General features: G+C 41.6%; 15 protein-coding genes. All 15 read left to right on the top strand.

Annotated elements, in window-relative coordinates; all coding sequences use genetic code 11:
• Positions 1 to 53 precede the first annotated feature (53 nt).
• The 15 genes from AC4E8B_RS10475 (at position 54) to AC4E8B_RS10545 (ending at position 14,730) form a co-directional block, all read left to right on the top strand.
• Entirely contained in the window at positions 54 to 1,334 is a 1,281-nt protein-coding gene (locus AC4E8B_RS10475; protein ID WP_490218774.1) for an ABC transporter substrate-binding protein, read from the top strand.
• Between the two features lie 64 nt (positions 1,335 to 1,398).
• Positions 1,399 to 2,283 carry a carbohydrate ABC transporter permease gene (locus AC4E8B_RS10480; RefSeq protein WP_490218775.1) on the top strand — a complete coding sequence of 295 codons (885 nt, stop codon included), beginning with the start codon at positions 1,399 to 1,401 and terminating at the stop codon, positions 2,281 to 2,283.
• Entirely contained in the window at positions 2,283 to 3,173 is an 891-nt protein-coding gene (locus tag AC4E8B_RS10485; protein ID WP_490218777.1) for a carbohydrate ABC transporter permease, read from the top strand. Before AC4E8B_RS10480 ends, AC4E8B_RS10485 begins: the two co-directional genes overlap by 1 nt.
• Complete coding sequence (locus AC4E8B_RS10490) at positions 3,173 to 3,994, top strand: PfkB family carbohydrate kinase (RefSeq protein WP_490218779.1); 822 nt, start codon at positions 3,173 to 3,175, stop codon at positions 3,992 to 3,994. The genes AC4E8B_RS10485 and AC4E8B_RS10490 overlap by 1 nt, the downstream gene beginning before the upstream one ends.
• Positions 3,995 to 4,059: 65 nt before the next feature.
• Positions 4,060 to 4,800 (top strand): GntR family transcriptional regulator, encoded by a 741-nt coding sequence (locus AC4E8B_RS10495; protein ID WP_426838199.1) that lies wholly within the window; start codon positions 4,060 to 4,062, stop codon positions 4,798 to 4,800.
• 127 nt (positions 4,801 to 4,927) lie between these two features.
• On the top strand, positions 4,928 to 5,206 hold the full coding sequence (locus AC4E8B_RS10500) for a hypothetical protein (RefSeq protein WP_490218781.1): 279 nt from the start codon (positions 4,928 to 4,930) through the stop codon (positions 5,204 to 5,206).
• A gap of 304 nt (positions 5,207 to 5,510) precedes the next feature.
• Complete coding sequence (locus AC4E8B_RS10505; RefSeq protein ID WP_490218782.1) at positions 5,511 to 7,454, top strand: BglG family transcription antiterminator; 1,944 nt, start codon at positions 5,511 to 5,513, stop codon at positions 7,452 to 7,454.
• Between the two features lie 237 nt (positions 7,455 to 7,691).
• Positions 7,692 to 7,997 carry a PTS sugar transporter subunit IIB gene (locus tag AC4E8B_RS10510; RefSeq protein WP_490218784.1) on the top strand — a complete coding sequence of 102 codons (306 nt, stop codon included), beginning with the start codon at positions 7,692 to 7,694 and terminating at the stop codon, positions 7,995 to 7,997.
• A 13-nt stretch (positions 7,998 to 8,010) separates the two neighbouring features.
• A complete protein-coding gene (gene celB, locus AC4E8B_RS10515) occupies positions 8,011 to 9,363 on the top strand; it encodes a PTS cellobiose transporter subunit IIC (RefSeq protein WP_490218786.1) in 1,353 nt (450 codons plus the stop codon).
• A 12-nt stretch (positions 9,364 to 9,375) separates the two neighbouring features.
• Positions 9,376 to 10,119, top strand: a complete 744-nt coding sequence (chbG, locus tag AC4E8B_RS10520; RefSeq protein WP_490218787.1) for a chitin disaccharide deacetylase — start codon at positions 9,376 to 9,378, stop codon at positions 10,117 to 10,119.
• Positions 10,120 to 10,337: 218 nt separating this feature from the next.
• Positions 10,338 to 10,661, top strand: a complete 324-nt coding sequence (locus tag AC4E8B_RS10525) for a PTS sugar transporter subunit IIB (protein WP_490218789.1) — start codon at positions 10,338 to 10,340, stop codon at positions 10,659 to 10,661.
• A gap of 74 nt (positions 10,662 to 10,735) precedes the next feature.
• Positions 10,736 to 11,065 (top strand): PTS sugar transporter subunit IIA, encoded by a 330-nt coding sequence (locus AC4E8B_RS10530; protein ID WP_490218790.1) that lies wholly within the window; start codon positions 10,736 to 10,738, stop codon positions 11,063 to 11,065.
• Positions 11,062 to 12,390 (top strand): 6-phospho-beta-glucosidase, encoded by a 1,329-nt coding sequence (locus AC4E8B_RS10535; RefSeq protein ID WP_490218792.1) that lies wholly within the window; start codon positions 11,062 to 11,064, stop codon positions 12,388 to 12,390. Before AC4E8B_RS10530 ends, AC4E8B_RS10535 begins: the two co-directional genes overlap by 4 nt.
• A 178-nt stretch (positions 12,391 to 12,568) precedes the next feature.
• The gene (locus AC4E8B_RS10540) at positions 12,569 to 13,486 is read left to right on the top strand and encodes a LysR family transcriptional regulator (protein ID WP_490218794.1); all 918 of its coding nucleotides are present in this window, start codon (positions 12,569 to 12,571) and stop codon (positions 13,484 to 13,486) included.
• Between the two features lie 140 nt (positions 13,487 to 13,626).
• Complete coding sequence (locus AC4E8B_RS10545) at positions 13,627 to 14,730, top strand: 5-methyltetrahydropteroyltriglutamate--homocysteine S-methyltransferase (RefSeq protein ID WP_490218795.1); 1,104 nt, start codon at positions 13,627 to 13,629, stop codon at positions 14,728 to 14,730.
• Positions 14,731 to 14,817 lie beyond the last annotated feature (87 nt).

Genomic DNA, 14,817 nt, shown 5'->3' on the forward strand with positions numbered 1-14,817 from the left:
TATTGGAATTGGTGTAAAATCTTTAAAAATAACTATATCAATGAGGCGATCATATGAAAAAAATGTTCAGCATTCTTTTAGTCGGCATTATCGCGGCCGGTATTATGGCAGGATGTAACTCATCTGTTGACTCAGGCTCAAAATCGAATGGCGATGATGTAGTTATTGATTTCTTCCACCGCTGGCCAAATGAACCAAGAAAATCATTTTATGATCAAAAAATCAAAGAGTTTGAGGAATCGCATCCTGGAGTCACTATTAATGTAGATTCTGTCTTGAATGATTCTTATAAAGAAAAGATACGGGTTTTAGTATCCAATGATGGCCTTCCAGATATTTTCTCCTCTTGGTCAGACTCTTTCGCTGAAAATCTGGTAAGTTCCGGCCGGATTAAGGAACTTAATGACATCATTAATGAAGACACAGAGTGGAGCGGCAGTATTCTTGAGTCACAATATGCCGGATTTACTTTTGATGACAGCACATACGGCATTCCTTTCACGGTAGATGGAAAAGCCTTCTTCTACAATAAGGAGATCTTTGAGAAAAATAATATTAAGGTTCCAAAAACATACGATGAACTGGTGGATGTTTTAGAGCAATTAAAGTCTGCGGGTTATGAAACGCCTGTTGTCGAAGGGCTGACGAATGCCTGGGCTATCTCACACTATCTGGGTACCATTTTTGATAGAGTAGTAGATCCTGAAGTGCGGGAGGCAGACTATAATCTGGAAAGTGATACACCATACACAGATGAAGGATATATCCGCGGTTTAGAGATATTCCAGGAACTGACTGGTTTTATGGGAGAGGTGTCTACCGCAATTGACCATGAAGCTGCCAGAAATATGTTTGCTGCCGGAGAAGTGCCAATTTTGTATATGCAATTTGCTGAAGTAGGATTGGTTCAGGAAATTGGCGATGTAGACATTGGATTTTTCAACTTCCCGGAAGTTACGGATGGGGCAGGACGTGCTGATTCGCTGACGGGTGCGCCTGAAGGGTGGATGCTTAGCAAGGATGCTCCTAAAGAAGCAGTTGAATTCCTGAAATTCCTGACTTCTGAAGAAACGGCTCAGGCATTTACGAAAGCAGATGGCCAGCTTAATGCTGTAAAGAATGGCGTGACGGAGGAAAACACAAGTCCTACCAGCTATGAAGCCTATCAGATTGTGTTAGATGCAGCATCGACAGCACCATGGTTCGACAATGCCGTTGATATCACGATTGCCGACATCTTTATGCGCGGCGGCCAGGAGCTGGCTACGAAACAAAAAACGCCGGAAGATATTATGAAAGAGGTTCAAAAAGAAGCAGCGAAAAAGAGCGAGTAACAGAGGATGGCCCTGACATTCGGGTGTCAGGGCTTTCTAATTATCGGGAAAGTGGGTAATAAGTATGAAATTAAGAAAAATGTCTATGACGCCAATTCTCTTTCTTTTGCCAACTGTACTATTCCTGGGCATTTTCATCTACATACCACTCATTCAGAACTTTTATAACAGCTTCTTCGATTTCAATGTATTTTCAGATTCAAAATCCTTTGTTGGCATGAGTAATATAAAGCAATTATTTGAAGATGAAGTAATCGGGATCGCATTATGGAACAATGTGAAATATGGAGTTATTTCTGTGATTTTTCAAATATTCTTTGCCTTAATCCTGGCAAGTATTCTGGAAGATAAGTTGTTTCGCAAAGTCGCTCCAGCCCTCAGAATCATCTACTTTATCCCTGTGATGATCTCCATTTCTGTTATTGCCCTGCTGTTTGGTTTTGTATATAATCCGCAAATTGGATTGTTAAACAGCTTCCTGGAGTTAATTGGACTAGGTGATCTTGCAAAACCATGGCTAGGCAATTCAACAACGGCTATTTATAGCGTTATTGCCATGTCTCAATGGCAGAGTATCGGTCTAATTACAATGCTTTTCATTGTAGCCATTCAAAAAATCCCTAATGAATTATATGAGGCTTCCCATATAGATGGCGCAGGAAAAATACGCCAGTTTTTTCACATTACTCTTCCTCAAGTTAAGGAAACGATGTTTGTCAATCTGCTGATCACCGTTACTGGTTCCATCCTGGTCTTTAATGAGCCCTATATCCTGACCAATGGGGGACCAGGGAACAGCTCGATGACCTTGGCTGTTCATATGTATCAGAATGGATTCTTCAAAGACAATATGGGCTATGCTTCTTCAATCGCCACAACCGTGTTTCTGCTGTCGGCCATCTTTGCCTTAGTCCAGATCAAAGTGTCTAAAACAGGAAAGGAAGATTGATGATGAAAATAGAAAATCTTCAAACCAAAGAGTTAACTTTCCCGGCCGTAAAAAGAAGGCAGCTTACCCGTAAAACTCGGCTTTCCAGAAATTTAGTTTTCCTGGGATTAATCATTTTCGCCATCATGATCCTCTACCCGCTTTTTTGGATGGTGATCTCTTCATTTAAAAGCTATAAGGAGATTTATTCAAATGTTTGGGCGCTCCCCAGCGAATGGCATTTTGAAAATTATGCATTAGCATGGGAAAAAGGGATTCAAAATTACTTTCTGAACAGCGCTTATGTTACCGGCTTTTCAATCCTGCTCACAGTCTTGGCAGGTACCATGGCAGCCTTTGTTCTGGCCAGATACCGCAGCCGCTGGATAGATGCAGCTCTTTTATTCATCATTGGCGGTTTAATGATGAATCCGCAGGTGGCTCTTATTCCTTTATTTGAGATATTATCGCTGTTTAATTTGATCGATACAAGGTGGGCTTTAATTCTGACATATGTTGCTTATCGGCTGCCCCTTACGATTATACTGATACGCGCTTTCTTCATTACCGTACCTCAAGAGCTGTCAGAATCTGCCTTGATCGATGGCTGCAGTGAGTTTGGGATCTATTGGAGGATATACTTGCCGCTGTCTATTCCGATTGTGATAACTTCAGTGATTATTAACGCCTTTTATGCTTGGAACGAGTTCTTATTTGCAACAGTATTTATTAATTCCAGCGAACTGAAAACGATTCCATCAGGATTGATGGTCTTCCGGGATGCACTGCGAACGGATTGGGGTGTCCTGTTATCAGGAATGGTCATTGCGTCAGTCCCAATGGTTCTATTATTGATTGCGCTCCAAAAATATTTAGTACGAGGCCTTGCAGAAGGCTCGGTGAAAGGATAATGACGATGAAATTAATGGCTGTGGGTGACAATGTTGTAGACTGCTATTTGGACCGGAATGAATATTTTCCTGGCGGCAATTGTGTGAATGTCGCTGTAAATGCCAAGCGGAACGGTGCAAGCCGTGTCGGCTATATTGGAATTTTTGCTACAGATGAACCTGCAGAACATATCAAAAATGCATTGCAGCAAGAGGGGGTCGACTTCCAGTTTTCCAGGGATGCTATCGGCATTACAGGACAGCCCAAAGTCGCGCTGACTGAGGACAATGATCGGGTGTTTGTGGGGGGACCCAAAGACACTGTTCAGCACCGGTTTAAAATTCAGCTGATTCCGGAGGAAATAGATTATATTAAGCAATTCGATGTTTGCCATGTAAGCTGCTATTCATCAATGGAAAGCGAACTGGCAAAGATCGCTAAAGAGATTAAAGTTTCGTATGATTTTTCAAATCGGAAAGACCTGGAATATATTTCATCAATAGCCCCATCTATCACTTATGCCTTTTTCTCAGCTGCAGAATTATCTGAAGCAGAACTTAATGATTTCATTGCAGAACTTGCACCGTTTGGCTTTGAGGTTATAGGTCTGACGCGGGGAGGAGAGCCGGCGGTATTTGTCCATCAAGGGAATAGTTACAAGCAGAAGCTGAGGAAAATCAATGTTGTCGATACAATGGGGGCAGGAGACAGCTTGATTGCAGGCTTTCTAACTGAATATGCCAAGAGCGGTAATGTGGAAAAGGCTCTTGAAAAAGGAACACTTTCTGCTGAAAAGACATGCCAGGAATATGGGGGATTTGGGTATCCCGCAAACATGTGATTCTTTTTAATTACGGGCGGATTCATGTATAATTATTGTAAAATTGAGATATTGAGGCGTTGACAATGGAAAAAGACAATCTAAATCGAGATCAGCTTTATTTATACGAAGAGATCATGACCGGACTGATGCACTATATTAAAAGTAATGGACTAAAAGAGGGAGATCGAATCCCCACCGAGAAAGAATTGGGAGATTTGTTCAAAGCCAGCCGCATATCTATCAGACGCGCCATCAAGGAATTAGTTGACGAAGGTACTCTTACAATTGTCAGAGGCAAGGGCACTTTTGTAAGTGCCCCCAGAAAAGAAATTCATTTATTGGACCTGCAGGGTTTTACTGAAGGATTAACAACCGAAAATGACACGATAACGAAAGATATCATTTCCATCCAGAAGATCAAAAGCAATCCGGATTTAGACAAAATTTTTAACAGCCGATATAAGGAGTATATTGAACTTGTGCGAAAAGTCTACCGCAATGACCAGGCGCTAAGCGTAGATTATGCCTATTTGCCTGTTGATCTTTATCCAGGCATCGAAGAAAAAATAACGCCCGAAAGTTCTACTTTTGCTATTATTCATGATGAGTATGCTGTTAAGTTTAAAAGAGTCCGCAAAAACCTGGAATTTGTCTATCCAGACGAAGAATTGCAAACACACTTAAAGGTGAATAATTTCAATTTACTTGTCCTGGTGGATAAAGTGATTTATGGTGAACAAGATCTGCCTGTCCACTATTCAAAATACTATCTGATTGCTGAACGTGTACAGTTGAGGTTAGAGCATATTATCAGTCCGGAGTGATTTAAGAGGACTTATTGAGAACATCGGCTTAAGTGAATAGCTGTATTTCCGAATTGAAAATCCCTTAGAAACAAACATTTCTGGAAGTTATGGGTATAAATACTCTTCAGGGGGGCGGATGAGATAAGTGGAGTTAGAAATAGCAAATTACAATATTACAAGATCATCTGCTTTTAAAGGATTTGAAATCAACTTTGAAGTAGATGGCAAGGCTTTTGTTTTCCTGCTTGGCAATGATAGCCATCCTTTCCCGGTAGGAGTAAAACATCATTTTAGACTAAGAGATAATTGCCCACTCTGCGGAAAAGTTATTTTTCCATCACCAGTTGGGCAGCAGCCTTGTACATATTTTGCTTATAATAAGCAACAGGATTTATTGGTGTATTTTAAGCCATTATTGCTATAACACTAATATTGTGGTTAATACCTCTTATAGGGAGACTGCTCTGAGCAGCTCCCTATTTATTTTGCCGGGTGAAAAAGGGTTAATTATATATTTACCCCGAAATTTTTGTGAAAGTGTCCAAATTTAAATTTTTTCTATTACAATGGTATTAACTTAATAAATTTCTGATATTTTAGATAACTAAGCCTTTTTTATGACAGTGGTTTTAAAGGCTGGAAATAAGTTCTGGATAGGGTTGCACAATAGTTCTTAAAACAAATACACAATAAAAGATAAAAATATTGTTGGTGGGGGGAAGATTAGAATGCTGAATGCCCGAATGAGCAGTATTCTACAAACTTTAATGGAGGCAGACGATGTAGTCACAAGCGAGTACTTGGCAAATATCATACAAGTTACTTCCCGTACCATTAGGAATACCATCAAAGAGTTAAATATGCTGCTTGCTAAAAATGGTGCTGAAATTAAATCGGTCCGCGGAACAGGATATAAATTAAAAGTTGAGGATGAGCTTACGTTTAATAGTTTATTAGCTCAAGCAGCAGGAGAGGATTCCTTAAAAAGCGGGCATATACCAAACCTACCGGAGGATCGTGTCCAGTTTCTGATCAAGCGGCTTCTTTTAGCTGATAAATATGTAAAATTGGATGACCTGGCTGATGAATTATTTATCAGCAAATCTTCCATTCAAAATGATTTAAGAGAAGCCAAAAGGATTTTGCAGCAGTATGGAATTGCGGTTGATAAGCGGCCAAATTATGGCCTCAAGATAAAGGGAGATGAAGTGAAACTTCGCTTTTGTCTGTCTGAGTATATATACAATCGGGAAAGAGCGGCTCTTGATATGTTTGATAGCCGTATTTCCATTCTTCCAAAAGAAGAAGTGCAGATCATCCGCAGCATTATTCTTGATCAAGTCAAGATGAACCTAATATCTCTTTCGGACATTGGCCTTAATAATTTGATCACTCATCTTGCCATTGCATGCTGCAGAATACGCAGTGAAAATTATGTCATGCTATTCCCGAACGAAATCCAGGAAATAATAAAGCAAAAGGAATATGTGGTAGCTTCAGATATAGTCCGAGAAATAAATGAATGTCTTTGCATAGAGTTTCCAGAATCAGAAATTGCTTATATTGCCATTCATTTATTGGGGATCAGGATGATTGCGCACTCAGATATGACTGAAAAAGAAATTCGCAGTTTTGTTGATGAGGAAGTTTTTCACCTGGCTAAAAAGATACTGAAAACGATCGAGCAAAAGCTTATGCTTGGAATAAAAAATGATAAAGAATTGTTTGTGAGCATGTGCCTGCATTTAAAGCCGGCTATAAACCGTTTTCGATTTGGAATGAACTTTCGAAATCCGATGCTGGATGCTATAAAGTCAAATTATCCGGTGGCTTTTCAGGCGGGCGTCCTTGCGGGGATATGTATTAAAGAAGAACTTGGATACCAAATAGGGGAAAGTGAGGCTGCCTATCTGGCTCTGCACATCGGAGCTGCGATGGAGAGAGTCAGGGCAAGCACGACAGTCAAGCGGTGTCTGATTGTCTGTGCTTCGGGTGCAGGAAGTGCCAGGCTTTTATATCATAAGCTTGAGTCCCAATTTGGCTCAAGGATCAAGCTGGCAGGCACGACCGAATATTACAAAATAAATGAAATACCTTTAGACACGATCGATTTTATTGTCAGTACAGTTCCCATAACCTGCGAACTGCCGGTGCCGGTCATTCAGGTAAACACCATTCTTGGGGGAAATGATTTATTGAAGATTGAAAAAGTCCTGGAGGATCATACAGAACAGTCTTTTGATTATACAAGAAAAGAACTGGTTTACCTTCAAAAGGGTTTTGAAACAAAGGAAGAAGTATTGAAGTTTCTAGCAAGCGAGTTAATGACACAAGGTTTGGTTAATGATCACTTTTTGCCTGCTGTTTTAGAAAGAGAGGAAGTTTCTCCGACATGCTTTGGAAATCTAGTTGCGATTCCGCATCCCATCATGCCGCAAACAGAAGAAACTTTCTGGGCGATATGCACACTCCAGAAACCTGTCGACTGGGATGATAAGAAAGTCCAATTTGTTTGCATGCTAAGTGTCAGAAAAAACAGTAAGGAAGACTTAGTGAATATGTACAGGCTTCTTATTGAAGTGGTAGAAGACAACACTCTTGTGCATCGTTTATTGAAGTGTAAAACTTACAAAGAGTTTCTAGCTGTATTTCTTAGCAAAAAGGACAAATGAAAGTTAACACCATGCTATTTTATTTGCATGGTGTTATTTGCTGCTGTCAGCACTATATATTTTCAAAAATCATTTTTCTAAGAGTTAAAAGCTGCTTAGTAAAAGTAAAATAGTCAGAATTGTCAAATAAAATTTTTCCGTTGCTCAACGGAAAAAGTGTATGTGTTAATGGAAGCGTTTTCATTTTATTATTAGGTTACGGGTCAGCAGATTCTCGAGTTGAAAAGGGGGGAGAAAGTGAATATATTGCTGTGCTGTTCAGCAGGGATGTCTACAAGTCTTTTAGTTACCAAGATGGAAAAGAGTGCTTTAGATCAAGGAAAACAGTGTAAGATTTGGGCCGTTTCAAGTGATGCGGTCCACCACCATATTGACAAAGCGGATGTTCTGCTTCTGGGTCCTCAAGTGCGTTTTATGCTTCCTCAATTAAAGAAGCTGGGTGAAGAAAAAAAGATCCCGGTTGACGTCATTAGTATGGGCCACTACGGCACATGCAATGGTAAGGAAGTTTTAAGTTTTGCAGAAGAATTAGTAACTAAATAGGGGAGTGAGTTTAATGAGCAAAATGAATGATTTCCTTGAAAATAAAGTGATGCCGGCAGCGGGGAGAATAGCCGGCCAGCGTCATCTTCAGGCCCTCCGTGACGGGATTATCCTGACTATGCCATTGATCATTGTCGGTTCACTATTTTTGATTCTCGGCTTCCTGCCTATACCTGGTTATGCCGACTTCATGGCAAACACTTTTGGTGATCAATGGCTGACAAAGCTGATGTATCCTGTGGGTGCGACCTTTGACATTATGGCCTTAATTGCCGCCTTTGGCATTGCGTACCGCCTCGCTGAGAAATATGGAGTGGATGCACTATCTGCAGGTGCAATTTCGGTGGCTGCATTCTTATTGGCAACACCGTACCAAGTTTCATTTACACCAGATGGGGCTTCTGAAGCGGTTCTGGTAGGAGGAGCTATCCCTGCAGCTTTAATGGGAAGCAAGGGCCTGTTTGTGGCAATGCTGATTGCGATGATTTCCACAGAAATATACCGTTTTTTCATCCAGAAAAATATCATTATCAAAATGCCTGACGGCGTTCCGCCGGCTGTCAGCAAGTCATTCGTTGCACTTATTCCCGGTTTTATTGTTATATCGCTGATTTGGGTTCTTCGTCTTATTGTAGAGCAAACCGATTTTCAGAGCTTGCATAATATTATTGGCGAAGTGCTCGGAAAACCGCTTGGCATCTTAGGCGGAAGTTTGATTGGCAGCCTGGTTGCAGTATTCCTTATACAGCTGTTATGGTCCTGTGGATTACATGGAGCATCTATTGTTGGAGGAGTAATGGGTCCTATATGGCTGTCGTCAATGGATGCAAACCGCCTTGCATTCCAGGGAGGCGAAACTTTGCCAAACATATTCACACAGCAATTTTTCGATATCTTTGTTTATGTAGGAGGAAGCGGAGCTACGCTGGCATTGGTAATAGCGATGATTTTGAGGGCTCGAAGCAAGCAAATGAAGCAATTGGGCCGTTTAGCGATTGGTCCGGGGTTATTTAATATTAATGAACCTGTAGTGTTTGGAATGCCGATTGTCATGAACCCTATTTTGATCGCTCCATTTGTGATAACACCACTTGTAATGGTAATTACAACCTACATTGGCATGAGTACAGGATTAGTGGCAAAACCGGCAGGCATAGCAGTTCCATGGACAATGCCCCCAATAATTGGAGGATACCTGGCAGCAGGCGGGAAGATTTCAGGAGCCGTCCTTCAGCTGGTAAACTTCGCCTTGGCGTTTGCGATATACTATCCATTCTTCCGGATTTGGGATAAACAAAAGCTTGCAGAAGAAGGCGGGTTTGAAACTCCAGTAACTCCTTCTGATAAAAAAGTCGTAAATATTTAAGGAGCTGAATGAATGACTAAGTTAATCATCAATGCCGATGATTTTGGCTACTCTAAGGGAGTTAATCTGGGCATTATTGAAGCCTTTCAAAATGGCGTTGTCACTTCGACTACATTAATGGCCAATATGCCTGGAGCTGAACATGCTGCCGGCCTGGCGAAGAAAAATCCCGATTTGGGAGTGGGAATCCACTTTGTATTAACCTGCGGAAGTCCCGTAAGTAATAAAGTGGCCTCCCTTGTAAACAACAGAGGAGAATTTAACAGAATTGCCGAAATAGATGAGCTCGGAGCACCAGAGGAAATCGAACTTGAATTAAGAAGCCAATTTGAAAAGTTTCTATCATTTGGAATCAAGCCTACTCATATTGACAGCCATCATCATGTCCATTCACTTAAGCATGTTTATCCGGCAGTTGAGAAGATAGCCTTGGAAAATCAATTGCCGATAAGAAAAGCAAGCATCGATCCCAATCCACTTCAGCCAGTCCAATATTTCAATCATGAATTTTACGGAGACCAGCTGACGACAGAGTATTTGATCGGACTTCTTGATAAAGTCCTACCGTTTGAGACGGCAGAGTTAATGACACATCCAGCTTATATTGATGAACAGATAAATTCCGGAAGCTCTTATTCTATACAGCGTATAAGAGAACTAACTATCCTGACCGATCCAGCTGTCCGCGAAGCCATTACTGCACGCGGGATTGATCTTGTAACCTTTCGGGAGGTTTCGATTGAAACTTTGGTGTGAGTAGAACGAACAGGTTCTTGGACCGGATTAGTCCGGAACCTGTTTCTCTTAATTGAAGTGTTAACCAAAGGTTTAAAAGCGATTTTTTAACACGAGAATTATATGGCGGGCATTTGTCTTCCCTCCATTTTTCAAAATAATATCAATAAAAATATCGAATATTATTTTTATTGAACAGGAGACAAACAATCAGAACAAAAAATCAGGGAGGAATAAAGATGAATATTTTGCTTTGCTGTGCAGCTGGAATGTCTACAAGCTTACTGGTGACCAAAATGGAAACAGCAGCTAAAAGCCAGGGGATTGAAGCTAAGATTTGGGCGGAAGGTGCCGATGCGGTAAAACGGCATATTGACAATGCCGATGTACTGCTGCTTGGTCCGCAGGTGCGTTATTTAATGCCTCAAATGAAAAAGCTGTGCGAGGAAAAAAATATACCCGTAGATTCTATCAATCCCGTTCATTATGGAATGTGCAATGGACCGGAAGTCTTAAAAGCTGCTATTGATTTAATCAACGGTCAAAAAGGGATAGTTTCATAGGTTTTTTAAAAAGAGCAAACATGAGTATGGATTGTCATTAAAACAAACTTTTAGAAAGAAGGGATGTTTTCTTTATGGCTAGCATCGAAGAGACAATCTTTCAGATCATCCTTCATGGCGGCAATGGCAAAAGCTCTGCCATGGAAGCAATTGCTGCTGCCAAGAGCGGGGACATAGCTGGAGCAAGAAAAAAAATAGAGGAAGCAGCTAATGAGCTAAACAGCGCGCATCTGATCCAAACATCTCTGATCCAAAGAGAAGTGAGAGGAGAAAGTACAGAGATTACACTATTAATGGTGCATGCTCAGGACCATCTCATGAATAGCATTACGATAAAAGACATGGCAGGCGAATTTGTAGATTTGTATGAGCACGTAAATTTATCCGGAGGTGTGAATGCATGAAAAAAGGATTGAAAATTGCTACCATTGGCGGCGGATCAAGTTATACTCCTGAATTAGTCGAAGGCTTTATTAAGAGGTATCAGGAGCTGCCGGTAAGTGAACTTTGGCTGGTGGATGTGGAAGCTGGGAAAGAGAAGCTGGAGATCGTAGGCAATCTCGCAAAACGAATGGTTCAAAAGGCAGGCCTTCCAATCGAAGTTCATTTGTCTCTTGATCGTAAAGAAGCTTTAAAGAATGCCGATTTTGTAACTACACAATTTCGGGTAGGTTTATTGGATGCACGGGCAAAGGATGAAAGAATTCCTTTAAAATATGGAGTGCTGGGACAAGAGACAAACGGTCCTGGAGGATTGTTTAAAGGGCTTCGGACAATACCGGTTATTTTAGATATCTGCAGAGATATGGAAGAACTGTGTCCGGATGCCTGGCTGATTAACTTTACAAATCCTGCAGGAATGGTGACGGAAGCTGTTCTCCGCTATTCTAATATCAAAAAGGTAGTAGGCCTCTGCAATGTTCCTATAGGAATGGAAATGGGAATTGCGAAATTGCTTGATGTGGAACATTCCCGTATTCGAATCGATTTTGCCGGATTGAACCACATGGTATATGGTCTTGATGTGTACCTCGATGGAGAGAGTGTAAAAGAAAAAGTAATAAACCTTCTCACTGATCCGCAGAACAGCAGCTTTGTAAAGAATGTTCAGGGAATTGGTTGGGAGCCATCTTTTCTTAAAGCCTTAAACGCTCTTCCATGCCCATACCATCTGTATTATTATAAAACAAGGGAAATGGTTGAGAAGGACTTGAAAAATTCAGAAATGGAAGGCACCCGTGCAGAAGTAGTTCAAAAACTAGAAAATGACCTTTTTGAACTTTATAAGGATCCGAACCTGGACATTAAGCCGCCGCAGCTTGAGAAGCGGGGAGGCGCATACTATTCTGATGCAGCCGTCCGCCTGATTTCTTCCATGTTCAATGATAAACGCGATATCCAGCCTGTCAATACATTGAACAATGGAGCAATAGCGAGCATACCGGATGATTCAGCAGTCGAGGTAAGCTGCATTATCACAAAGGACGGCCCGAGGCCTATAGTCATGGGTGACCTCCCTGTGCCGATCCGCGGTTTGGTCCAGCAGATAAAATCATTTGAACGAATTGCTGCAGAAGCTGCTGTCACCGGGGATTATGACAAAGCTGTCCTGGCACTGACAATTAATCCTTTAGTTGCATCAGATAAGCTTGCAAAACAAATTGTCGACGAAATGCTTGAAGCCCACAAAGAACATCTGCCGCAGTTTTTCAATAAAGTAGAAGCATAGAATACATAAGAATCTGGCTGATCAGGCTGGGTTCTTTTTTCTGCCTGCTTTGAATCCAGGACCAGAAGTGTTTAAGCACCAAAAGGTGTATTAAATGGATTATTGCTGCAGAATGCCTTATAATCTTCTGAAAACAGCTGCAATAAAGCAGAAAAAACTATTTGTAAAGGAAGTAACCATGACACTACAACAACTAAAATACGTAATCGAAGTAGCCAGAAGCCGCTCGATCAACAAAGCGGCACAAAGGCTGTTCATCAGCCAGCCCAGTCTTTCGAATGCGCTGAAAGAGCTGGAGGAGGAAGTGGGGATCACGATTTTTTCGCGGTCCAATAAAGGGATTGTCATCACTCCTGAAGGGTCAGAGTTTCTTGGCTATGCCAGGCAGGTGGTCGAACAGGCGGAGCTTCTTGAAAATCGTTATACGTATGCACGGTCTCCGCAGCAGCATTTTTCTGTTTCTGCCCAGCACTATGCCTTTGCAGTCAGTGCGTTTGTCCGCCTGTTAAAAGAATATGATCCGGAGGAATATGAATTCAGTCTGCGGGAAACGAAGACCTATGAAATCATTGATGATGTGAAGAATCAGCGCAGTGAGATCGGAATTTTGTATGTGAATGAATTTAATAAAAATGTCATTTACAAGTTTCTGAGGGAAGGAAGCCTGGAGTTTCATGAGCTCTTTGAGGCAGATCCCCATATATTTATCAGCTCTACAAATCCGCTTGCGGAAAGGGATTATGTCACTTTATCTGATTTGGATCCGTATCCCTATCTCTCATATGAGCAGGGAGACTATAATTCCTTCTATTTTTCCGAGGAGATTCTCAGTACCCTTTCCAGGCCGAAGAATATCCGGGTGACGGATCGGGCCACTTTGTTTAACCTGCTGATTGGTTTGGATGGCTATACCATTTCTACAGGTGTCATAAGCCATAAACTTAACAGCAAGGATATCATTGCCATTCCATTGAAAGTGGATGAGAAGATTAATGTGGGTTATATTACGCATAAAAATGTGACAAACAGCCCGCTTGCCAATATCTATATCCAGTATTTGAAGGAAAGCATAAAAGAAGAGATTGGCGGGTTATAGCTTAAAGCTATAACAAGGCATAGCGACATTGTGTTACGTTATAAGAATTTCCCTGTGCTACACTTACTTTAATTAAAACAAGCCAAGTTCCATGGCAGCTTTTTTATAAGCCTTGGATATATGGGGAGAGGGAGTTCATTATGACTAAGACACTTGTTAAAGCTCCATTCAGAGCAGATCATGTAGGAAGCTTATTGCGTCCGGAGAGGATCCACAAGAGCAGGAAGGAGTTCCAGGAAGGCACGATTACGGCCCAGGAGCTGCATGCCATCGAAACAGAAGAAATCAAGAAGATCGTGGACAAGCAAATTGAGGTTGGCCTACAGGCTGTAACTGATGGGGAATTCCGCCGCAGGTTCTGGCATACTGATTTCCTTGAGCACTTGAATGGGGTGGAGGGCTATGTGCCGGATCATGGCTTTGCCTTCAAAGGGGAAGAAACAGAAAGATATGATGTTCGTGTAGTTGGGAAAATATCGTTTAGTCCTGATCATCCGCATATTAAAGACTTTATCGAATTTAAAGAAATTGTCGGAGATCGTGCAGTTGCAAAGCAAACCATCCCAAGCCCGAACCAATTGTTCAACGCAGGCATCAGAAACCTTGACATCTATCCGGATGTTGAAGAATATGCGAATGATATCATCCAGACTTACAAGGATGCGATCAAAGCCTTCTATGATGCCGGCTGCCGCTACCTGCAGCTGGATGATGTGTACATTGCCGGCCTGAATGCTCCGGAAATTCCTTTCAATGACAGCGGCTATTCACGTGAAGAGCTGATTAACCTGGCTCTGAGGGTAGTGAACGGAGTACTGGAAGATAAACCGGAGGATCTGACTGTAACCACCCACCTCTGCCGCGGAAACTACCGCTCAAAATGGGCATTTGAAGGCAGCTATGCAAAAATCGCGCCAGTATTGTTTGCGAAAGAGAAGGTGAACGGATTCTTCCTGGAATATGATGATGACCGTTCCGGTGACTTCGGTCCTCTGGAGTTCGTTCCAAATGGCGGCCCGCAGGTCGTGCTGGGTGTCTTTACTTCAAAGCATGGCACTCTGGAAGACAAGGAAAATATCAAAGCGCGCGTTGAAGAAGCCACAAAATATCTGCCTTTAGAGCAATTATGCATCAGCCCTCAATGCGGATTCGCCTCAACCCATCACGGGAATATTTTGACAGAGGAAGAGCAGTGGGCAAAGCTGAAGTATATTGTAGATATTTCTAAGGAGATTTGGGGATAAAGTTTACTAAGCGAACAGCTTTTGGCTGTTCGCTTTTTTCGTACCATTCATAAAAAGGACATCCCTATTCAACAAACACTAACATTC

Source organism: Bacillus sp. SRL543 (genome assembly GCF_984799205.1).